Annotated in this window: 23 protein-coding genes; 5 read left to right on the top strand and 18 right to left on the bottom strand. The window is 59.7% G+C overall.

Features of this window, described 5'->3' with window-relative positions; all coding sequences use genetic code 11:
• Window positions 1–73 precede the first annotated feature (73 nt).
• The 11 genes from AC2FEE_RS14785 to AC2FEE_RS14735 form a co-directional block, all read right to left on the bottom strand.
• Window positions 74–1,042 carry a GlxA family transcriptional regulator gene (locus tag AC2FEE_RS14785; RefSeq protein ID WP_496866090.1) on the bottom strand — a complete coding sequence of 323 codons (969 nt, stop codon included), beginning with the start codon at window positions 1,040–1,042 and terminating at the stop codon, window positions 74–76.
• A gap of 7 nt (window positions 1,043–1,049) precedes the next feature.
• Window positions 1,050–1,943, bottom strand: a complete 894-nt coding sequence (locus AC2FEE_RS14780; RefSeq protein WP_496866089.1) for a homocysteine S-methyltransferase family protein — start codon at window positions 1,941–1,943, stop codon at window positions 1,050–1,052.
• Between the two features lie 13 nt (window positions 1,944–1,956).
• Window positions 1,957–3,009, bottom strand: coding sequence for a zinc-binding dehydrogenase (locus AC2FEE_RS14775; protein WP_496866088.1), 1,053 nt, complete (start codon window positions 3,007–3,009; stop codon window positions 1,957–1,959).
• A 12-nt stretch (window positions 3,010–3,021) separates the two neighbouring features.
• Complete coding sequence (locus AC2FEE_RS14770) at window positions 3,022–3,498, bottom strand: cupin domain-containing protein (protein ID WP_496866087.1); 477 nt, start codon at window positions 3,496–3,498, stop codon at window positions 3,022–3,024.
• A gap of 17 nt (window positions 3,499–3,515) precedes the next feature.
• Window positions 3,516–5,963 (bottom strand): GcvT family protein, encoded by a 2,448-nt coding sequence (locus AC2FEE_RS14765; protein ID WP_496866086.1) that lies wholly within the window; start codon window positions 5,961–5,963, stop codon window positions 3,516–3,518.
• A 16-nt stretch (window positions 5,964–5,979) separates the two neighbouring features.
• Window positions 5,980–6,360 carry a GFA family protein gene (locus tag AC2FEE_RS14760; RefSeq protein ID WP_496866085.1) on the bottom strand — a complete coding sequence of 127 codons (381 nt, stop codon included), beginning with the start codon at window positions 6,358–6,360 and terminating at the stop codon, window positions 5,980–5,982.
• A 77-nt stretch (window positions 6,361–6,437) separates the two neighbouring features.
• On the bottom strand, window positions 6,438–7,007 hold the full coding sequence (locus AC2FEE_RS14755) for a helix-turn-helix domain-containing protein (protein ID WP_496866084.1): 570 nt from the start codon (window positions 7,005–7,007) through the stop codon (window positions 6,438–6,440).
• A 181-nt stretch (window positions 7,008–7,188) separates the two neighbouring features.
• Window positions 7,189–7,362 (bottom strand): hypothetical protein, encoded by a 174-nt coding sequence (locus tag AC2FEE_RS14750; RefSeq protein WP_496866083.1) that lies wholly within the window; start codon window positions 7,360–7,362, stop codon window positions 7,189–7,191.
• A gap of 103 nt (window positions 7,363–7,465) precedes the next feature.
• Window positions 7,466–7,603, bottom strand: coding sequence for a hypothetical protein (locus tag AC2FEE_RS14745; RefSeq protein ID WP_496866082.1), 138 nt, complete (start codon window positions 7,601–7,603; stop codon window positions 7,466–7,468).
• A gap of 150 nt (window positions 7,604–7,753) precedes the next feature.
• On the bottom strand, window positions 7,754–8,209 hold the full coding sequence (locus tag AC2FEE_RS14740) for a GAF domain-containing protein (RefSeq protein ID WP_496866081.1): 456 nt from the start codon (window positions 8,207–8,209) through the stop codon (window positions 7,754–7,756).
• Between the two features lie 92 nt (window positions 8,210–8,301).
• Complete coding sequence (locus AC2FEE_RS14735; protein ID WP_496866080.1) at window positions 8,302–9,474, bottom strand: thiolase family protein; 1,173 nt, start codon at window positions 9,472–9,474, stop codon at window positions 8,302–8,304.
• A gap of 102 nt (window positions 9,475–9,576) precedes the next feature.
• Here AC2FEE_RS14735 and AC2FEE_RS14730 point away from each other — a divergent pair, with 102 nt between their 5' ends.
• From AC2FEE_RS14730 to AC2FEE_RS14720, 3 genes are all read left to right on the top strand, one after another.
• Window positions 9,577–9,915 carry an STAS domain-containing protein gene (locus AC2FEE_RS14730; protein ID WP_496866079.1) on the top strand — a complete coding sequence of 113 codons (339 nt, stop codon included), beginning with the start codon at window positions 9,577–9,579 and terminating at the stop codon, window positions 9,913–9,915.
• Between the two features lie 32 nt (window positions 9,916–9,947).
• Entirely contained in the window at window positions 9,948–10,388 is a 441-nt protein-coding gene (locus AC2FEE_RS14725) for an ATP-binding protein (RefSeq protein ID WP_496866078.1), read from the top strand.
• Window positions 10,389–10,600: 212 nt separating this feature from the next.
• A complete protein-coding gene (locus tag AC2FEE_RS14720; RefSeq protein ID WP_496866077.1) occupies window positions 10,601–12,178 on the top strand; it encodes a gamma-glutamyltransferase family protein in 1,578 nt (525 codons plus the stop codon).
• A 25-nt stretch (window positions 12,179–12,203) separates the two neighbouring features.
• On the opposite strand, the gene hspQ is transcribed toward AC2FEE_RS14720, so the two are convergent.
• The gene (gene hspQ, locus AC2FEE_RS14715; protein WP_170328114.1) at window positions 12,204–12,530 is read right to left on the bottom strand and encodes a heat shock protein HspQ; all 327 of its coding nucleotides are present in this window, start codon (window positions 12,528–12,530) and stop codon (window positions 12,204–12,206) included.
• Window positions 12,531–12,794: 264 nt separating this feature from the next.
• Here hspQ and AC2FEE_RS14710 point away from each other — a divergent pair, with 264 nt between their 5' ends.
• Complete coding sequence (locus AC2FEE_RS14710; RefSeq protein ID WP_496866076.1) at window positions 12,795–13,376, top strand: transglycosylase SLT domain-containing protein; 582 nt, start codon at window positions 12,795–12,797, stop codon at window positions 13,374–13,376.
• A 12-nt stretch (window positions 13,377–13,388) separates the two neighbouring features.
• Here AC2FEE_RS14710 and AC2FEE_RS14705 read toward each other — a convergent pair whose 3' ends face one another.
• The 4 genes from AC2FEE_RS14705 to AC2FEE_RS14690 form a co-directional block, all read right to left on the bottom strand.
• Window positions 13,389–13,985, bottom strand: coding sequence for a LolA family protein (locus tag AC2FEE_RS14705; protein WP_496866075.1), 597 nt, complete (start codon window positions 13,983–13,985; stop codon window positions 13,389–13,391).
• Between the two features lie 39 nt (window positions 13,986–14,024).
• A complete protein-coding gene (locus tag AC2FEE_RS14700) occupies window positions 14,025–16,922 on the bottom strand; it encodes a DNA translocase FtsK (protein WP_496866074.1) in 2,898 nt (965 codons plus the stop codon).
• A 14-nt stretch (window positions 16,923–16,936) separates the two neighbouring features.
• Window positions 16,937–18,118, bottom strand: coding sequence for an aminotransferase class I/II-fold pyridoxal phosphate-dependent enzyme (locus tag AC2FEE_RS14695; protein WP_496866073.1), 1,182 nt, complete (start codon window positions 18,116–18,118; stop codon window positions 16,937–16,939).
• 109 nt (window positions 18,119–18,227) lie between these two features.
• Entirely contained in the window at window positions 18,228–19,556 is a 1,329-nt protein-coding gene (locus AC2FEE_RS14690) for an amidase (protein WP_496866072.1), read from the bottom strand.
• 90 nt (window positions 19,557–19,646) lie between these two features.
• Here AC2FEE_RS14690 and AC2FEE_RS14685 point away from each other — a divergent pair, with 90 nt between their 5' ends.
• Window positions 19,647–20,873 carry an FAD-dependent monooxygenase gene (locus AC2FEE_RS14685; protein WP_496866071.1) on the top strand — a complete coding sequence of 409 codons (1,227 nt, stop codon included), beginning with the start codon at window positions 19,647–19,649 and terminating at the stop codon, window positions 20,871–20,873.
• On the opposite strand, the gene AC2FEE_RS14680 is transcribed toward AC2FEE_RS14685, so the two are convergent.
• Both AC2FEE_RS14680 and AC2FEE_RS14675 read right to left on the bottom strand, forming a co-directional pair.
• A complete protein-coding gene (locus tag AC2FEE_RS14680; protein WP_496866070.1) occupies window positions 20,870–21,055 on the bottom strand; it encodes a Trm112 family protein in 186 nt (61 codons plus the stop codon). The genes AC2FEE_RS14685 and AC2FEE_RS14680 overlap by 4 nt on opposite strands.
• The gene (locus AC2FEE_RS14675; protein WP_496866069.1) at window positions 21,052–21,693 is read right to left on the bottom strand and encodes an LON peptidase substrate-binding domain-containing protein; all 642 of its coding nucleotides are present in this window, start codon (window positions 21,691–21,693) and stop codon (window positions 21,052–21,054) included. Before AC2FEE_RS14675 ends, AC2FEE_RS14680 begins: the two co-directional genes overlap by 4 nt.
• Window positions 21,694–21,712: the final 19 nt, after the last annotated feature.

Below are 21,712 nucleotides of genomic sequence, written 5' to 3'. Positions count from 1 at the left end.
TGTCAGGTTTTTGGCAAAATGCCACGGAAGATCGACACTAAATGCACCGAAAACGTCACAGTATCGGCGATTTTCACCGATATGTCGCCGCCCGCTTTTCCCGGCGGACAACAAAAGGGGTGACGCCAAAAAAACTTTTGTAAACAGAGGAAAAACCGTTGGGAAACCCGCAGGCTAGACCGATCTCACGGACGCTCATGGTGGTGTTGAGCAACAGGTTATTGGCCTTGGCCAGCCGCATTTCGCGGTAAAACCCGTTCGGCGTGGTGCCGAAATAGTTTTTGAATTTCCGCTCCAGAGACCGGTTCGACAGGTGCAGTGATTCGACAATCTGGTGGATCGGCAGCGGGTCTTCGATATTGGCCTGCATAAGTTTGATGCACTGATCCAGCTTGGCGTCGCCGGTTGCGGTCTGCTTGGCCCCGGAAAACGGCTGCATCGAGGCAAAGTCGCGGATGTTTTCGTGCAGCATGATGTCGGCCACTGTCATCTTGGCCGGCCCCGAGATATGGCGACCTATGACGGCCAGCGCCACATCCGTCGTCGCACCCATCCCGGCGCAGGTCACCACCGCGCCCTGTTCTGTCGCGATCGACAGCTTGGCCTCGAACCGGGCGCCGCGCTCGCGCAGGAACGAGGCATTTTCCCAGTGCGTTGCCATGTCGTCTGTGCCCTGTTCATCAATGTAGCGGCTGGCGGCTTCCGCCAACAAAAACACCTTGGCCCCGCGGAAGGTATAATCCGTCACCACGCGCCCCAGAGACAGGTCAGGGTGATCCGGGTCGGAATTGCCGATCACGAACAGGTAATCCGCCTCGGGTTGGGCCTGCACAGGTTCCGTTTGGACCACCGCATCGCTGCTGCTGGCAATCGGGCCGCCTTTCAGCGAACGATAGGTATAGGTGAACGGGGGTGTCGGACACACGCGATTGGCCAGCCGCAGCACTTCGACCAGCGAGGCCAGTTCCAATAGCACGAATCCCGGGGCAACCAGGATATCGAATTGGAACTGATCTGAATTGTCCGCAGGTTTCCGCATCATTTACACCTCAGACGATCTGGTGACCGGCGGAACGCAATCGGTTGGCCAGGGTTTCGATGTGATCCGGGCCGACCTCGCAGCAGCCGCCGACTACGGTCGCCCCTTTCGCAACCCATGCCATCGCATGATCGGCATAGGCATCGGGCCCCAGATCGTGACGTTGCTCCAGCGCGTCTACGGTAGGTGCGTCTTCCAGAAATTTCTGAGTAATGCCGGTGAACCCGTTGGCATAGGCCCCGAACGGTCGACCCAGTTTTGCGATGACGTTCAGTGCTGCGGGAATAGCCTCGGGGCGCGAACAATTGATCAGCACGGCCTCGGGCGAAAACCGATCAACCAATGGCGCGACATCGGATAGTGGCTCGCCCGAGCGCAGGCGCGTACCATCTTCGTCCATAACTGTCAGCGCCAACCAGACGGGCTTGCCGCCTTCCGCCGCGCCGCGCAAAGCACCCTCGGCTTCCTGAGCCGAGGATACGGTTTCGATCAGGAAAAAATCTACGCGATCCGCCATCAGTTTCGCCAGTTCAGCGAACTTCTCAGCCGCCTCGTCCACGTCCGGGTTCAGGTCAGGCCGGTACGACGCCAGAAGCGGCCCTAGCGCCCCTGCAATGCGCCCGCCGTTTGATCCCCGCGCCCGTTCGGCCTGTGTTAACGCCGCGTTGATCAGGTCGGCAAGCTGCGCTTCCATCCCTTCCCGCACCAGCCGAGACCGGTGCACGGCATAGGTGTTCGTGGTGGCAACGGTGGCGCCCCGGCGAAAATACTCGGCATGAACGTCCCCAACCAGTTCGGGGTGGTCGACCATCACCCGGGTCGACCACAACGGCGTCGGCTGTTCACCGCTGCGCTTGACCAGTTCCTGCCCGATTGAGCCATCCAATAGAGTGATTTTTGCCATTACCCCAACCTTTTCACGGAATCAGAACAAGTTTGCCCGGGAACGCCTTGGATTGGAAATCCGCCTGCGCCGCCGCAATATCCATTAGAGGATAAGTCTTTGAAATCAAGGGCCTGATCCTTCCGGAATTGATCATCTCTACCAACCTCCCGAACACATCAAAGGCTTGATGGGTGCAGCCGTGAATGGTGATGTCGCGCAGATAGATGTCACGCAGATCGGCCTGAACGATTGGCCCTGCAATTGCGCCCGACACGGCGTAGTGCCCGCCCGGCTTCAATGCCAGGATCAGACCGGGCCACGCCAGACCACCCACAACGTCGATCACCACATCGAACATATCCGCAGGCAGCGTCGCGTCGCGGACAAAAGTCGCAACCGCGCCCTGCCCTTTGACCACCTCGGCCTTGGCCGCGCTGGTCACGCCCCAGACACTTGCCCCCCGCAACGCCGCCAGTTGCACGGCGGCCAGACCGACACCACCGGACGCCCCGGTAATCAGAACCTTCTGGCCCGAGGTTACGCCCGCACGGGTCAGAAGGTTTTCGGCGGTGCCAAAGGCGCAGGGGATGGCGGCAATTTCGACATCCGACAAGGGAGAGGCGGTCACGTCATACAGATCGCCCGCCTCAACCAAACAGTATTGCGCAAATGCACCATCCATTTCCGAGCCCAATGCAATAAACCCGGTCGGATGGCCCGGTCGCGGGCGAGGCAGGTTGATCGGGCAGGTTACCCGCTGACCCGGTTTGAACCCGGTTCCCGGCGCGGCCAATTCGACGGCGCCGCACAAGTCCCCGCCCTGAATTCGCGGAAACTGCAGCGCGCCGCCCCAACCTCCGGCCTCGACGTCCTGATCAACGGCATCGGTCGCGCCCGTCACATCAGCGGAATACCAGCCGACGCGCGTGTTGATATCAGTGTTGTTCACCCCCGCGGCCAGAACCCGCACCAGCACCTGCCCCGGCCCGGGCTGGGGCACCGAGATGTCCTCGCGCCATTCCAGCGCCGCTGGCCCACCGTGTTGGGTCAGGTACACACCGGACATGGTTTTAGGGAGCGTCATCTGCTGCGGCCTTCAGGTCTGATCATCCGGATGCGGCGGAACCGGCCCCATCGGGATGATGTCATAACGGGCGTTCAGCGCGGCCATCTTTGCCTCGTCGGCAAAATCGACCTCGTTCATTGCTGCAAGCTCTGAAAGGAAGCCGTCAAACCCCGAAGGCTGAAAGATCATCAGCATCCGCGCGGGTGCCCCACCGGCCACGCGGCACGCATGCGGCACCCCCGGCGGGACATGCATCGTTGTACCTGTCGTACACCGATACCAGTTGCCATCTACGTAGAAATCCACCTCACCTTCCAGAAAATAAAAGGTTTCGGCATGGCTGTCATGGCGATGAAGGCCAAGTGCAAAGCTGGCCTTCAGATTGTCTTCCATGAGCGTATAGGCGCCATCGGAATCCCGACCGGAAACCTTGACGAAGGTATGGTCGTTTTCCCAGTCATAGTTGGGGCCCTCGCCGGGCCCCAAGATCACATATCGTTCGTTCATGGCACCTCAGTCCAGGGTTACGCGCGCAGCCGCTCGTTCGCCGGATCCCAGAGCGGTTGGTCCTCTTGTACCACAGCGCGGTATTTCTGACCGTAGATTTCCACTTCAAGTTCGGTGCCCGGGTTGGCCGCCTCGGTCTTGACCATGCCCAGCGCAATGGACTTGCCAACGCGATAGCCCCAAGCGCCCGAGGTGGTTTCACCCACGATCTCACCGTTCTGCGAGATGCAGGACATGTAGGGTGCGTCGCAATCACCGGCCTCAACGGTCAGCGTGACAAAGGCTTTCTTAACACCCTGCTGCTTTTCGTTCTGGATCGCGGCCTTGCCGGGGAAGTTCTGTGGCTTGTCCAGTTTGACGAACCTTCCCAGACCACCTTCCAACAACGAGTAGTCACTGGAAAGATCGCCCTTCCAGGTGCGGTAGCCCTTTTCGATCCGCAGCGCGTTCAGCGCATACATACCGAAGGGTGTCGCACCGGCGTCGAGGATCGCCTCGTAGATCACGGGCATGTCCTCGTTCAGGGTGTGCACTTCCCAGCCCAGTTCACCGGCGAAGGACACACGGATCAGGAGGGCCGATTTACCAGCCACGGTGGCCGCCTGATGGGTCAGCCAGCCGGTGGTCAGGTCCGCATCGGTCAGGCCCGACAGGATCTCACGCGATTTCGGGCCGGTTACGATCAGGGTGTCGCGGGTGGTGGTGACATCCTCGACGGAAACGCTGGCGGGCATGACCTTCGTCAGGATATCACGGTCATGCCACTGTGCGGTGGCGGCGGTTATCATCATGAACTCATCATCGCCCAGGCGGACACAGGACATCTCGGTCAGGATGCGGCCCCGGTCGTCCGAGATGTAAACGAGGTTGATGCGGCCAACCTTAGGCAGGCCACCGGTGATCAGGCCGCGCAGGGCCTCGGCCGCGCCTTCACCTTTGACCATGAAGCGCGAAAAACCCGGCAGGTCGAGCACACCGCAATTGTCGCGGACGGCTTCACACTCTTCCTTGATGCGCTGTTCCCACGGGCCGGAACGACTCCATGTGTGGGTGGCTTCCTCGGATGTGTCGTCGCCCGGCTTGGCAAACCAGTTGGCACGTTCCCAACCGTTATAAACACCCATGACACCGCCCAGTTCCTTGACCTTGGCATGGACCGGCGACAGCTTCTTGTCACGCGCTGCAGGCCATTCGTGGTGCGGGTAGTGCATGGCATATTCGTTGCCGTAGACTTCCATACCTTTCTGGTTGCAATAGTCCTGATCGGTGTAGTCGGTGTAGCGGCGCGGATCGACCGCCCACATGTCCCATTCGGTGTGGCCATCGACGATCCATTCGGCCAGTACCTTGCCTGCACCGCCGCCTTGAGCAATGCCAAAGGTAAAGCTGTGTGCTTCGAATGCATTTATCACCCCCGGCATAGGGCCGATCAGCGGCAGACCATCGGGCGCATAGGGGATCGGGCCGTTGATGACGCGTCCAACGCCCGAGGTGGCCATCAGCGGCACCCGCTCCATCGCGTCGGTGACAATGTCTTCTATGCGGTCCAGATCGTCATTCCACAGTTGGAACGAGAAATCTTCGGGCATCGGATCGTCTTCGTTCATCCAGTGGCCCTTGCAGTTGGGCTCGTAGGGGCCGAGGTTGAAGCCATTCTTTTCCTGACGCAGGTAGTACGAGATATCCACGTCGCGCAGCAGCGGCAGCTTGCCGCCATGTTCTTTGGACCACGCTTCAACCTCGGGCACTTCGTCTGTCAGCAGGTATTGGTGGCTCATGACCATCGCGGGCACGGTGCGGCCGCCATATGGCTTGAACATCTCACCCACGCGCTGCGCGTAGTAGCCGGCGGCATTCACCACATAGTCACATGCGATGTCGCCTTTTTCGGTGTGAACGGTCCAAGTTCCGTCGTCATGCTGGGTCACGCCTGTTGCAGGGCAGAATCGGATGATCTTCTGGCCCATATCGCGGGCACCTTTGGCCAGAGCCTGAGTCAGCTGCGCCGGGTCGATATCACCGTCAGTGGGGTCATACAATACACCTTCGAGGTCATGGGTTTCCAGGAACGGATAGCGTTCCTTGGCCTGTTCCGGGGTCCACATTTCCATCGGAATGCCCTGGTACTTGCCCATAGCCATGGCGTGTTCGAATTCCTGCATCCGCTCTTTGCTATGCGCCAGACGGATCGAGCCCGAAACGTGATAGTTCATCGGGTAGTCGACCTCTTCGGCCAAACCCGAATACAGCTCGGTTGAATAGCGCTGCATGTTCATGATCGCCCAAGAGTTCGAAAACGTGGGGACGTTGCCCGCTGCGTGCCATGTCGAACCGGCAGTCAGTTCGTTTTTTTCCAGTAGAACGCAGTCGGTCCAGCCTTTCTTGGCCAGATGATACAGGGACGAACAGCCAATGACGCCGCCGCCGATGATGACCACACGGGCCTTGGTTGGAAAATCACTCATGTGTTTTGATCCTCTTTTACTGTGCCCGCTGGGGCAGATCGTCTGTGATGTCGTAGTAGTCGCCCTTGTCGGCGACAAAGATGTGCCGGGCGAGACTCAGTCCGGTGGGTTCGCTCAGGGCGCCCATGGAAATGGAAGTCGTGTCCTCGTCATTGTGATGCCAGAACAGGAACGAACCGCAGGCGCTGCAAAAGCCGCGCCGCGCGGTGTCTGATGCCCGGAACCAGCGCAGCGTGTCGCTGGCGGTAAAGCTGAGGTTGTCTTGATGGGTCGTTGTCGAGGCCCAGACATGGCCCGACTGCTTTCGGCACTGGCCGCAATGGCAGGCCGAAGGCGGCGACAGATCGCCGTCGATGGTAAACGAAACAGCGCCGCATAGGCAGGAACCGGTATGCATGCGATTATCTCCTTGCTGCTGGCGCATGGATGAGCACATGCCCGACCCCACCAAAGCTGAATGCAGGACCCGACATGTCAGTACACTGGCGGCGCTATGACCCAGATGGCCACTGCGGGCTCATCATAGGGATTGGCCCATTGGTAAGGCTCGTTCTTGATGCGAAAACTGTCCCCCGGACCGACTGAAAACACGCGCCCCCCGATCACCAGATCCAAACGACCTGAAACCATATAGCCGACCTCTTGCGTGGGACGGTCTGCTGGGGTCTGCATTTTTGAATGCGGCTCGAACGTGGAATGCACCATTTCAAAGTCATCGGTCAGATCGGGCGAAAGCAGCTCTTCGATCAGCCCTTCCTCGCCCGAACCCATCGGGCGGCGCGATCCGGCGCGCACGACATACCCCTGCTCCGCCACCGGCACCGAGGAATGCGCGAACAACATCGACATCGGCACACCCAGGCATTCGGCGATCTGGCGCAGGTCCGAGATCGAAGGGTCCGACATGTCCCGCTCAACCTGACTGAGCCATCCGACCGATCGGTTCAGACGCTCGGCAATTTCGGTCAGCGTCAGCCCGCGCGCCTTACGCAGGGCGCGGATATCTAAGCCTAGCGTCGCACTTTGGGGGGCCTGACTGTTCAACGGTCGCTCCTAGCTGTCGTGAAATTTTTACCTTGTTTTTCACGATGACCCGAATCGGTGAAAATTCCAAGAAATTTTTCACCCGAACAGAGAAATCATCGGACATCCGCCAATTGATCCTTACGAAAGGCTTGGCGCTATTGCGGAACCGACTGGTTCGGTGTCGAGTCGCTCCCCTGGATCAGACCCCGGTTTGGCTGAGCAAATAGCCCAGCGATTGTTCCAGGCCCGTATCAAGCTGTGAATTGATGAACGCGATATCCTGGGAACTGATCGCGCCGTGCTTGCCCTGTCGCTTTTCGGGTGGCATGACGCCCAAGGATTGTTCAGGCCAGTCGAACGGGCGCAGGTCCAATTCAAAACCGCGAGAAATCGCATTTGGAGCGAATATAGCCCGCAAACCCCAGGTTCCGCATCGCATCCGTACAATGCCAGGGTTTGTCACACATGCTTTTCACTCAATCATAGGGATCACGCACCGAAACCACGACCAAAGTGCCCTTGGCGATGCCTGTCCCCTGAACAAGGCCGTGTTTCCATCCAAGTTCGGAAATAACGTTCAGGCCAAGTGTATGACGAAGAACAAGCTCGCTCACATTGGTCCCCGGGGACCGTTCGCCAAATACAGCAACGCGCCGAATGGGCGCGCCGTACAAGCGATTGATCAGTATTCCGTCTGTTCCCAGCAAGCGCGACCCTCTAATGCCTCAGATTCTGCATAACGCGTGCGAAAAACAGGTGAGGGATTAAACGCTTTCAAAACACGTGCTTAGGATATCCTGCAATTTATCGGCATCACGTTGCGAGAACGCGTCTGGCTGGTTGCTATCGATGTCGAACACCGCAATTACGTCCCCCGATGCGTCCCGCACCGGCAGCACCAGTTCGGATCGGGTGGACGACGCACAGGCGATGTGGCCCGGAAACGCATCCACGTCCGGTACCAGCTGCACCTCGCCGGTGCGGGCCGCCGCCCCACAGACGCCGCGATCAAAAGGAATGACCAGACAGCCATGCCCGCCCTGATAGGGACCGATCTTCAACAGGCCGGGCTGAGTCACCCGATAAAACCCGGTCCAGTCAAAGCGGTCGTCGGCGTGGTGCACCTCGCAGGTGACCGTTGCCATCAGGGCGACCTGATCCGTTTCGCCTGCTGTCAGGGCGGCAATGGTTTTTGCGAGCGTGTCGTAATCAACAGTCATGTTCGGTCTTATTCCGTGTTGGGCGGGGGCGCCGCCCGCTCTTGAGCCGATGACTCAATTCACCCCCGGAGTATTTTCAAAAAGATGCGGCGTCAAACGCGTTCGATGGCGATGGCGGTACCTTCTCCTCCACCGATGCAAATGGCCGCAACACCGCGTTTAAGGTTCCGCTTTTCCAGCGCGTTCAGCAGCGTGACCATGATCCGCGCCCCCGACGCTCCGATCGGGTGGCCCAACGCACATGCACCGCCATTAACGTTCACCTTATCGCGCGGCAGGCCCATCTCGTGCATGAAAGCCATGGGGACGACGGCGAAGGCTTCGTTGACCTCCCAAAGGTCCACATCATCTTGGGACCAGCCGATGGTTGAGAGCAACTTTTGCGCTGCCGGAACCGGAGCCGTCGTGAAAAGACCGGGTGCCTGCGCATGGCTGGCGTGACCGACGATCCGGGCACGCACCGTCAGGCCCTGTGCCTCGGCAGCTTCGGCCGATGCCAGCACCAGCGCGGCGGCACCATCAGAGATCGATGAGGAATTGGCCGCCGTCACCGTGCCGTCCTTGCGGAAGGCGGGTTTCAGCGTCGGGATTTTGTCAGGTCGCGCGGATTGCGGTTGCTCATCTTGGCCAAAAGTGACCTCACCCTTGCGAGTGCGGGTGGTGACCGGTGTAATCTCGCCCTCGAAGGCGCCGTTTTCCTGCGCCGACAAGGCATTCGCAAGCGATTTCAGCGCGTATTCGTCCTGCGCCTCGCGGGTGAACTGGTAGGCTTCGGCGCAGTCCTCGGCAAAGGTGCCCATCAGGCGGCCCTTGTCGTAGGCATCCTCGAGCCCGTCCAGGAACATATGATCGACCACCTGACCGTGTCCAATCCGCGCGCCGCCGCGCATTTTTGGCAGCAGGTAGGGGGCGTTGGTCATGCTTTCCATTCCGCCCGCGATCATCGTGTCGGCGTGGCCCAGAGCGATCTGGTCAAAGGCCATCATCGCGGCCTTCATCCCCGAGCCACACATCTTGTTCAGGGTCGTGGCGGGCACCTCTTCGCCCAGACCCGCAGCAAACCCGGCCTGTCGCGCTGGCGCCTGGCCCTGCCCAGCGGGCAGAACACAGCCCATCAGAACCTCATCCACCGTGTCCGCACCCGCACCCTGCAGCGCGGCACGGATGGCGGTCCCACCCAACTCGGCGGCTGCCACGCCGTCAAACATCCCCTGAAATCCACCCATGGGTGTGCGCGCGGCCCCGGCGATAACAACCTGTTTCATCGGCGTGTTCCTCCTCTTTTTCCATCCGATGGATACCGAATGGTAAGAATTGCCGTCTAGCGTATTTCTACTAGCGAATTTCAGATTAGAGGACCGTCGCGCATGGCCCTGACCAGCACAACGACCGACGAAACCCAGATTATCAAAGTACATTCAGACCGGATTGATGCGGCCATGGCTATCCAGTTCAAGGAAGACATGCGCAACGAGGCCGTAGGCGGCGCAACAAGGGTGGTGCTGGACTTGAGCAGCGTTGAGTTCATCGATTCAAGCGGGCTGGGCGCCATTGTCGCCTCGATGAAGCAGCTTGGCAACGACCGCAGACTGGATCTGGCCGGGCTGCATCCGTTTGTCGAAAAGGTGTTTCGACTGACCCGCATGGACACGGTCTTCAAACTTTACCCGACGCTGGATGACGCTTTGTCGGCCACCGCCAGCTGACCCTCCTGACCATCTGAATAGGCCCAATGCCCATGTGTAACGGCAAATGTTTGGATCTGAGCTTTGCAGCGACCGAGTCTGAAGCCAGCGCCGGTATTGCGCAGCTCAGCAGATGCCTTGCGACACAGGGGCTGCCGCAACACAAGGCGGGCGGCGTGAAGATTGCTCTGGCCGAAGCGATCAATAATGTTGTGGAACATGCCTATGCCGATGTGACGCCCGCAAAGGTCAAGGTGCGATGCCGCCTGCACCGGAACTGGCTGGATATCGTGATCTCCGACACCGGCAACCCCCTGCCCGGGTTTCAGGTACCGGACGGGGTTCCGGCACCCTTGGGATCAACCATCGACGAACTGCCAGAAGGTGGGTTCGGCTGGTACCTGATCCACGAATTGACCAGCGATATCCGGTATGAACGCTCCGATGGCTGCAACCGGCTGTCGCTGCGGTTTGACTTTCCCGATCCCGCCTGACGGCAAGAAAACGTCACAATAAGGCCCAGATCGAACCATTGTAGCGCCGCAAACAACGGGCAAAAAGATACCTGTAGCTCAGATAGCTTCCCTCGGCGTCAAGTGTCACAGCCCCCACCCAGTGAACGGCGCCGAGGAACTTCTCCCTCATTTGACTGGACAAGTACTGACCGCGCGATACCTTCGGCGCGTTCAAATCGGGGAAAAGCATCATGCGGGATTTTCACACTCCGGGCCGGTCCGAAGTTCTGGCGACCGAAGGGATGTGCGCCACGTCGCACCCTCTGGCGGCGAAGGTGACCGTGGATATTCTTGCACGGGGCGGCAACGCGATGGATGCAGCCATTGCCGGGGCTGTCCTGCTGGGCATTTGCGAACCTCAGATGACGGGGTTGGGGGGCGATTGCTTTGCCCTCTATAACCGAGCTGGAGAGGATGAGATCCGCGCCCTGAATGGTTCGGGCCGTGCGCCTGCCGCATTCAATGCAGAGAAACTGCGGCTGCAAGGATTGACTGCGGTACCACTAAACACGCCGGACGCTGTGACCATCCCCGGCGCAGTTGATGCATTCTGTCATCTGGCGGAATCCGAGGGCAAGCTGGGGCTGGATGTCATCCTGCAGCCCGCCATTCACTATGCCGAGACCGGTGTACCGGTTGCGCCAAGGGTTGCTTTGGACTGGGCGGCCGGGGTGACCACCCTGCAAGGGGCGGCGCGGGCGCATTATCTGATCAATGACAAGGCACCCGGGATTGGGCAGGTTTTCCAATCCTCCGGTCAGGCTGAGGTCCTGCGCCAGATTGCCCGGAACGGGCGGGACGCATTTTATTCCGGTGACATTGCCGAGGATATGATCGCCGCGCTGGCCCAACGGGGTGGTACCCATACGGTTGAGGATTTTCTTGCCACTGCCTGCACCGAAACCCAACCCGTCAGCGGCTTGTACAACGGGCTGGAACTGGTCGAGCACCCGCCTAATGGTCAGGGCGCCACTGCAGTTTTGCTGCTGAACATACTCAAGAATTTCAACCTCGCCAGCCTCGACCCGTTCGGGGCCGAACGCCTGCATATCGAGGCTGAAGCCTCAAAACTGGCCTATGACGCCCGCAACCGGTTTATAGCCGATCCCGATCACACAACGCACGCGGATCGATTTCTGGATCAGGACGTGGCCGATAGGCTGGCCGCGCTGATCGACCCACAGCGCGCGATGCCTGCTGCGGCCCCGCTGACCGAAGCCATTCACAAGGACACCGTCTATATCACAGTGGTAGACCGGGACAGGATGGCGGTCTCGCTGATCTATTCCATCTTCCACAGCTTCGGCTCGGGGATCGCGTCCGAAAAATATGGCATTCTGCTGCAAAACCGCGGGGCTGGCTTTACCCTGCAAGCAGGTCACCCCAATGAGTTGAGCGGCGGCAAACGCCCTATGCACACTATCATTCCCGGGTTTCTGAAACAAAATGGCCGGGTCGTGATGCCGTTCGGAGTTATGGGCGGCGCCTATCAGCCCACCGGTCACGCCCGGTTCGTGTCAAACCTGACCGACCACGAACTGGCCATGCAGGCCAGCATCGACGCACCGCGTGCTTTTGCGAACGACGGCGTATTGAAGCTTGAACGCGGAATTTCGCCCAACGTGGCTCAACAATTGTGTGAAATAGGTCACACTGTTGAAGCTTCGGAAACGCCGCTGGGCGGAGCACAGGCCATTCGAATCTGCGAAAATGGCGTTCTGATGGGCGCAAGTGACCCACGGAAAGACGGTTGCGCGCTCGGGTATTGACCGGTGAACGCGCGGCCAAAGAACCTCAGTTCAGATGGAAGTGCAGCGGATAGGACCCGTTTTCGAACGGACCGAACATGTCGGGGATATCCGGATGCTCAACCGGTTCGCCGGACTGGTCCGCGACCAGATTTTGTTCTGAAACATAAGCAACATAGAAGGATTGGTCGTTTTCCGCCAACAGGTGATAAAACGGCTGATCCTTGATTGGGCGGCTGTCTTCGGGAATGGCCTGATACCACTCTTCGGTATTCGAAAACTCTGCATCCACGTCAAAAATCACCCCTCGGAAGGGATGTTTCTTGTGACGGACCACCTGACCCAGGCGGTACTTGGCATGTGTCTTCAGCATTGTTTCTGCCCCCACTGAACTTACTACCTGTTTCCGGGCTGAAAAGCCAATCATTGATCCGAAATCAAAGGAAACAGTCTGTGAACCACTTGCTGACAGTCCGCTAATATGTGGCCCGGTTCTTTGTGTTGGCCAACGGGGATCATGACCACAATATTTCTGTCCACAGGCGCATTGCATCCAATTCGAGCTAACGTTCTGCAACGATTGTGATTCCCTAAAAGTTCAATCTGCGCTAGAATAAAAGAAAAAGGCACGAGGCACATGAGCAGAATTCTTATCGTACTCTTCGGGGTGCTGCTTCTGGCATCCTGTGGGGGTGGCTCTAAACAGCCGCCCAGCAAACTGAATGACGCGTGCAGCATTGCGCGCGAGCGGCCCGAATACATGAAGGCCTTCAAAAGCACCGAACGGAGATGGGGCGTCCCGGTTCATGTGCAGATGGCGACGATCTATCAGGAAAGTCGTTACAAGCACGATGCCCGCACGCCGCATCAATACGTTCTGGGCGTGATCCCGATGGGCCGTCAGAGCAGTGCTTATGGCTTTAGCCAGGCACTGGACGGAACCTGGGAGCAATACCAAAAAGAAACTGGGAAACGCCGTGCCAAGCGGGATCGCATCCGCGATGCGTCGGATTTCATCGGTTGGTACATGAACAAAAGCTACGAGCGGAACGGCATTCACCCCGGCGACACGCGCAACCAATACCTCGCTTATCACGAGGGTCATACTGGTTACGCACGCGGCAGCCATTACAGCAAGACCTGGTTGCTGAACGTCGCCAATGACGTGGATGCGCGGGCCAAGCTGTACCAGGCGCAGCTGTCCGGTTGCCGTTATTGACGGGCTAGCGGGTCAGCGATCGCCTGACCCGCTTCTTTTCGATTTCGAGAAAAGATCGCGGCTCAGGCTTTTGCCCGTGTCCAGTTGCCCCAGCAGCACGGTTGTCTGGGTGCCTGCGTTGTCATGAATGACCCATTTTCGCAGCTCGATCGGATTATCTGTGAACATCAGCTCGATTCGTCCGGACTCAGGGTTTTTCGGGTCCTGAGCGGTCACGACTGTGGCTGTGCCGTCGAAATTATGAGCCACGACCATATTTGCCTGACCCAGATTCACGTTGCGCGCCAGGACCAGTGACAACGGTGTGCGCTTTAGCGGGTATTGCTCGGCTGGCTGGTTCGATTTTGGGTCAAAAATCTGCACCGTGCCCGTGTTGGCCAGAACAACCGCGCTGTTAGGCGGATCATATTCGAACCGCATCTTGCCGGGCCGCTGCAACCACAGCTTGCCGGTGCTCAGCGAGCCATCGTCGTTGACCTGAGTGAAAGTCGTCTGAACAGTTTTCAGGCCGTTCAGATAGTTGGAAATCTGCGACAGCGGCAGTTTTTCGGCCGCCCAGGCGGCAGGTGCGGCCAGGGTCAGGGCAAGGGCAAAAGCAATCTGTTTCATGCGTCACAGATATGCGCTCTGCCCTTGTTATTAAATATCCTACTGCTCGGGGACGAGAATTTCCCGCTTACCGACGTGATTTGCCGCCGAAACAACGCCTTCGTCCTCCATCTGCTCAACCAACCGCGCGGCCTTGTTGTAGCCGATGGCAAGTTTCCGCTGGATGTATGAGGTCGAGCATTTGCGATCCTTGATCACAATCGCCACCGCCTGATCATAGAGCGCATCCTCACCATTGGTGTTGCCACCGGTGTTTAGCCCCAGAACCGCGTCGATATTGTCGGCCTTTTCTTCGGCCGGGCCATCGACCACACCGCTCATGTAGTCCGGCGGGCCGAACTGTTTCAGGTGGTTGACGATTTCTTCAACCTCTTCATCCGACACAAACGGCCCGTGGCAACGGGTGATCTTGGCGCCGCCGGCCATATATAGCATGTCGCCCTGCCCAAGCAGTTGCTCGGCGCCCATCTCGCCCAGAATTGTGCGACTGTCGACTTTCGAGGTCACCTGGAACGAGATCCGCGTCGGGAAGTTCGCCTTGATCGTACCAGTGATCACGTCGACCGATGGACGCTGCGTCGCCATGATCAGGTGAATACCCGACGCCCGCGCCATCTGCGCCAGACGCTGAATACAGGCCTCGATCTCTTTGCCCGCGACCATCATCAAGTCGGCCATTTCGTCGACGATGACAACGATGTAGGGCATCGCCTCGGGTGCGAATTCCTCGGTTTCGAACACGGGTTCGCCGGTTTCATCGTCAAATCCGGTCTGGACCGTGCGGCTGAACATCTCACTCTTGGCGAGCGCATCCTTAACGCGGCCGTTGTAGCCGGCGATATTGCGGACGCCCATCTTGGACATCTTGCGATAGCGGTCCTCCATCTCGCCCACGACCCATTTCAGGGCCACAACCGCCTTTTTCGGGTCGGTCACAACGGGCGACAGCAGATGCGGGATGCCATCATAGACAGACAATTCCAACATCTTCGGGTCGATCATGATCAGGCGGCATTCGTCCGGTGTCAGCTTGTACAGAAGCGACAGGATCATCGTGTTGATCGCCACCGACTTACCGGAACCGGTGGTCCCAGCGATCAGCAGGTGGGGCATCTTAGCCAGGTTCGCCACGACGGATTCACCGCCGATATCCTTACCCAACGCCAGAGGCAGCGCGTGGTTTCCGTCGCCAAAGTCACGGCTGGCTAGGATCTCGCGCAGAACCACCATCTCACGGTTCTCATTCGGCAATTCGATACCAATCACGGACCGCCCGGGCAGGGTCGAAACCCGCGCTGACAGGGCAGACATCGACCGGGCGATATCGTCGGCCAGACCGATCACACGGCTGGCTTTCAGGCCCGGGGCCGGTTCCAGTTCATACATGGTAACGACTGGGCCGGGGCGCACGCTGACGATCTCACCCTTGACGCCGTAATCATCCAGAACGTTTTCCAGCATCCGCGCGTTTTCTTCCAACGCCTCATCGCTCAGGTGATGGCGCTGAATGCTGGCCGGATTTGACAAAAGACCCAACGGCGGAAGCTCGAAATCGGAATGCCTGTCCTCAAAAGACAGCGCAGGCTGTGCCTCGGCCTGTGCGCGGCGCGAGGGCGACGGAGTACGGCGGACGGGTTGCGCCACCACCGGTTTGCGCGGCTCAGCTACCGGAATTTTCATCGCCGGACGCGGCTGCGGTGCGGGTTCGGGAGCGTCTTCGAACACGGCCTCGTCATCAAAATCCGGCTCGTGCGCGAAGTCCTCATGCAGCGGTTCCTGCTGCCATTCGGGCGCGGAGTCCGCTGTCAACATCGGCTCGGGAGGCAGACCAGCCGACGTTATCGGCGGTTCAGGTGGCAAGTCTTCCCCACCTCTTGAGTTCAGGATCAACGGGTCCGGACCACGGCCCCGCCCCTTGGTCAGCGGCAGGTTCGGATCATGCTCGGGCGCCATCTCGCCAGCAGCGACCTTGCGGTTACGCACAGCGGCGGAGATTTTCGAGCGAATACGATCCTCGCCCGGCATCTCGTCAAAGCCCATAACGGGCTCGGGATCGACCAGTTCAGGTTCGGGCATCGGATCAGGGCGGCGGATCAGGCTGGGCATCCGCGCCAGCAGGCCGATTTTTGCGGGTTCGGGCTCGTCAAATTCCGGCTCTTCGAAGATCGGGCCGGCATCGACAAAATCATCCTCAAACACGGCTTCGGCAGCCTCGGCACGCGCAAACTTACGCTCCTCCCACTGGGCGCGACGATCACGGGCGGCTTGCGCAGTGGCCGTCGCCCCACGGCCCAGCAGGTTCATCAGCATGTCGTAAGACATAACTAAACCCATCAAGAAGGCGCGGAATCCTTTGCGTACATCGGCCTTGGTGAAACCCAGAACAAAAACACCCAACGCCAGCATCCCGGCGGCCATCGCCAGCGACATCAGCTTGACCATGAAATGCGAGGAGATCGGCAGCAAAGTCAGCAACGCCCCCATTACGGTATCACCAAACAGGCCACCCAGACCAAAACTGTGGGTCGCGCGCCAGGCCTCACCCGGTACCAGCGTTGCCGCGTAAACCGAAACAATGGCAATCCAGATCGGGGCGAAGATCAGACGCGCGACCGCACGTTCTTCACCGAAATGCCCGGCGAAACGCACGCCCCAACCGATCAACACCAGCGCGATACTCCAGCTGCCCCAGCCGACAATCATGAACAACGGTGCAGCGATCGATGCCCCAATCCGACCCAACCAGTTCTGCACCGGCGCATCGGTCGACACCATCCAGTTCGGATCATCCGGCGTGTAGGACCAGATCATCGCCGCGGCAGCCAGCCCCAACAGAATCAGGGCGATCCCGATCAGTTCCTTGCTGCGCCGCTCGATGGCGGCTTGCGTCGTGCTGTCCAATAATGGATCGCGGTTTCGCGCGTTCAATGATGCCATTTTGCCCTCGTACCTCACGAATAGATGCAGTCGCGGAGCTTGATCAGCCCTTGCTGCAACTCTGTTTTTGGGGCCACCAGAGCGACCCGGATAAATTGCTCGCCCGGGTTTTGCCCCGGATCACCTTGAGAAAGATATGCGCCCGGCAGCACCCGAACGCCGGTCCGCTGCCACAGCTTCAATGCAGTTTCTTCACCGTCGTCGACCGGCAGCCACAGGAAGAACCCGGCTTCGGGCGGCATATAGCCCTGAAGGCCCGCGAACACCTCATCGGCAATCGCGTATTTTTCCTGATAAAGCGCGCGATTTTCGACGACATGCTCTTCGTCCGCCCAGACACGGGCCGCGGCGGCCTGCAACGGCAACGGCAGCGGTGCCCCCGCATAGTTGCGCAACTGCTTGACCTGTTTGATCGACTCCGGGCCGCCAGCGATCAGACCTGACCGCAATCCGGCCAGGTTCGACCGTTTTGACAGCGAGTTGAACAACGTAACCCGCTCGGGGTCGGCACCCAGTTCCTGTGCCACAGTCAGCGCGCCCGTGGGGGCTTCATTGCGATAAATCTCGGAATAACATTCGTCGGCGAAAATGCGGAAATCGTATTTCTCGGCCAGTTGGATTAATTCAACCCAATAGTCTCGCGAGGCCACAGCCCCCTGCGGGTTGGCGGGCGAACAGATATAAGCCGCGACGGTGCGGTTCAGAACATCCTCGGGCAGGCCCGTATAGTCTGGCAGATGGCCCGTGGCAGCAGTCGCGGGCACAAAAACAGGCTCGGCCCTGACCGAGATCGAAGCGACCATGTAAACCTGATAGAACGGATTCGGGCACAGGATTACCGGTTTCCGGCCGTTTTTTTCCTCGGGGCACAGCGCCATGGCAGCGTTATATAGGCCCTCGCGCGTACCATTCAGGGCCATCACGTTGGTGTCCGGACCCATCTGCACGCCATAACGGCGGCTGATCCAGTCAGTGATCGCACCCCGCAGCTCGGGCGAGCCTTCATTCGGCGGATAGCCCTGAAAACCTGCTGCGTTTTCGGTGATCACATCCGTCACCCACGCCGGAAAGTCATGCATCGGCGCACCGATGGTCATGTGAATCACCTCTCCGCCCGGTTGGTGGTGGTCCAACAGGGTGCGCAGACGCGGGAATGCGTATTCCGGTAGGTTCGAAAACCGCTCGGGGAAATTCATAACTGTTGCCTCAATACCGGGATCATTTTCGCCCCGTTTTTTTGGCAGATTACAGGCCGCACCCCGCTTCGTCCAGACAAAGAGGTGCCGAATCAGGGGATTGTGGCATTCAGGCCAAAGCGGCCTCGGCTGCGGATCCTAGCCTTAACAACACCTCTTCCGAGCCCGGATAGCCCATCATCATCACCCCGCAGCCGGGCGTTCCAGTGGGCAATGTCAGCGCGGCCAACCCCATCAGGTTACCAATCCGGGTGTTGCGGAGGGCCAGCAGGTTTTCGGCGACATAATAGTCATGGTCGGTCATCAGCCGGTCCAGATTCGGCGGCAGGATGGGAGCGGTCGGGACCAGAACCGCGTCAAACCCTGCGGTGGCTGCATCCCATGCGGCGCGGCTAGCCTTCAGCTTGGACCAGGCGGCAATATAGTCGGGGCCAGAGGCGTTTTTTCCAGCGCGGAAGCGTTCCAGAATCTCCGGGTACATCGCGTCAGGGTTGGCCTCGATCACATCGCGCCACAAGCCATAGGCTTCGGTTGTATAGAGAATGCCAGATAGCCCCATCGCCTCGTTCAACTCGGGCACTTCAAGGGGCACAATCTCGGCCCCCGCTTCCCGCAGACAGTCCAGCGCATCCTCGAAGGCCTTGCGCGGTGCGTCCCGCAGATCGTCTTTGGCGACGTTCTGCAGGTCCGCGAATCGGCGCCCCTTCAGGCTGGCGCCACGCAAATCAGCTGGGGAACTGCCTTCCAGCAAGGCCAGCAGATGTGCCGCATCCTCGACCGACCGGGCCAGCGGGCCAGCGGTATCGAAGCGCAGGCACAAGGGCACCACCCCTTCCAGACTGACCCGCCCGGCAGTGGTTTTCAGCCCCACCAGATTGTTCCAAGCCGCCGGAATGCGCACCGAGCCGCCCGTATCCGAACCGATTCCACCGGCCGCCAAACCCCAGGCCACCGACGCTGCCGCCCCCGAGGATGAGCCGCCGGGCACAGCGTCTTCATCATCAATACACGGCGGGGTTCCTGTGACCGGGTTCAGGCCCAGCCCGGAAAAGGCTAACTCACTCATATGGGTTTTGCCCAGGCAAACGGCACCCAACGCAGTGGCGTTGCGCACGACGACGGCGTCCGCTTCGGGCACGCGGCCTTTCAACAGCGCCGTTCCGGCCTCGGTCCCGGTCCCGGCAGTATCGAACAGGTCTTTCCAACTGATCGGCACCCCATCCAGCAGCGACAGGCGCAAGCCCAGCTTGGCGCGCTCTTGCGCGGCCTTGGCCTCGGCGCGGGCGCGTTCGTGGGTAACGCGGGCATAGATCCGCTCGCGGTGATGATGCGCGTCGATGGCAGACAGATAGGTTTCAGTCAGCTCAACCGGATCGATCCGCCCCATGCCGATGCCCCGGCCCAGATCACACGCCGTCATGGTTAGCCAGTCCTGCATCCCAGCCCCCCTTTGAAAAATCCTGCTCATCGGACGGTAGCGACAGGACCGCACATGGACAATCCCGAAAGGCCGCGCATATTGCGGGGCATGGAACAGAAGACCGATATCCTGATCGTTGGCGGCGGCCTCAATGGCCCGGCCCTAGCACTGGCTCTGGCGCAGACGGGCCATTCCGTCACCGTAATTGACGCACTGGCCGAGAAGGTGCGCAAGAATGCAGCCTTTGACGGGCGCGCCTATGCGCTGGCGCTGGCGTCTAAACGCCTGTTGGACACGATCGGGGTGTGGGATCACGTGGCCGAACACGCCCAGCCGATGTTGGAGATCAAGGTCACCGACGGGCACGCGGGCACAGGACCGTCACCATTTTTCATGCATTTCGACCATGCCGAGATCGAAGAAGGTCCGATGGGTTACATGGTCGAAGATCGCCACCTGCGCCGAGCCTTTCTGGACGCAATGACCAAGGAAAAGGGCATCACCCAGATCAGCGGCCGGACGGTCATGGCGCAAGAGGTCGACGCGAACGGCGTAACCCTGACGCTGGACGATGACAGCACTGTTACGGGCTGCCTGCTGGTCGGTTGCGACGGGCGCCGTAGCGGTACCGCCGCGCGCGCCGGCATAAAGCGCAGCGGGTGGGATTACGGACAGACCGCACTGGTCTGCGCCATCGAACATGACCTGCCCCATCACGGTATCGCACACCAGTTCTTTATGCCCCCCGGCCCGCTGGCCATCCTGCCGTTGACCGGCAACCGCAGCTCGATCGTCTGGAGCGAACGGACTGATACCGCACAGCGCATCGACGCCCTGCCCGAGGCCGAATACCTGCAGGTTCTGCGCCCACGGTTCGGAGATTTTCTAGGAGATATCCGCCTGCAGGGAGACAGGTTCACCTACCCGCTCAACCTGACCATCGCCAATTCATTCATCGGTGACCGCTTGGCTCTGGTCGGAGACGCGGCACACGGCATGCATCCTATCGCCGGTCAGGGCCTGAACGCCGGGCTCCGCGACGTAGGCGCGCTGGCCGAGGTGCTGACGCTGGCCGGGCGGCGCGGTGAGGATATCGGCTCGGTCCTAGTTCTGGAACGCTATCAGGAATGGCGCCGCTTCGACACGGCCGCGCTGGCAATGGCGACGGATGCATTCAACAAGTTGTTTTCCAACGACAACCCACTGCTGCGTGTTGGGCGAGATATCGGGATGGGGATCGTCGGCTCCCTGCCCGGATTGCGTCGCGGCTTCGTGCGTGAGGCCGCCGGGCTGACCGGTGACCTGCCGAAACTGCTGCAAGGCCGCTCAATTTAGTCGAGCGTACGCGCCTCGTCGACCAACATCACCGGGATACCATTGCGGATCGGAAAGGCCAGACCCGCCGCCTTCGAGATCAGCTCTTGCTTTTCAGCGTCATATTGCAGCGTGGTATGGGTCTGCGGGCAGATCAGCGCCTCAAGCATGTGGCGGTCAAAGGGGTGTTCGGGATCGGTCATTGCAGTTTTTCCTCATTCGTTCCGCCGCGCATGGCGAATTCTATCAATGTCACCAAAGTCTCGCGTCGGGTGCGCAGGCACGGGGCCTCAAGCAACGCCTGTTTCTCTTCGGGGTCGAAATCCAGCAGCATCGACAATGAATTTACCAGCAGCTCATCATCAGCGTCTTTCAACGTATCCCAGTCCGTCGACAGCTGACGTGAGGCAAAGAAGCGTTCCAGCAGGTACAGAAACTGCGATCGATCGAAGCTTTTGTCCAGCTCGGCCTTGCCCAGATCGCGGTCAAACCCGCCCCATGACACGGCGCAGCGCCGATAGGGCGTAAAGGCGTCCAACTCCGACGTGATGCGAAACCGGGAAATACCGGTCAGCGTGATCAGATAACGGCCATCTTCGGTTTCTGAAAACTGCGTCACCCGCCCGGCGCAGCCGATCTTGTGCAGTTTGTCTTCATCGCTCTGACAGGGGTTCGGCTGCACCATGCCAATCAGTCGTTCCTGCGTTTTCAGGGCATCGTCCAGCATTTGCAGATAGCGCGGCTCGAATATATGCAGCGGCAGGCGCGAACGGGGCAGCAACAGCGCCCCGGGCAATGGAAAAACGGATACCGTTTCCGGCAGATCAGCGGGATGCATCATGTATCCGAGTGTAGCCCTG

The organism is Ruegeria sp. YTSC199 (genome assembly GCF_059609725.1).
Note: the sequence above shows the minus strand (reverse complement) of the source record. Positions and strands in the feature narration are given on the sequence as shown.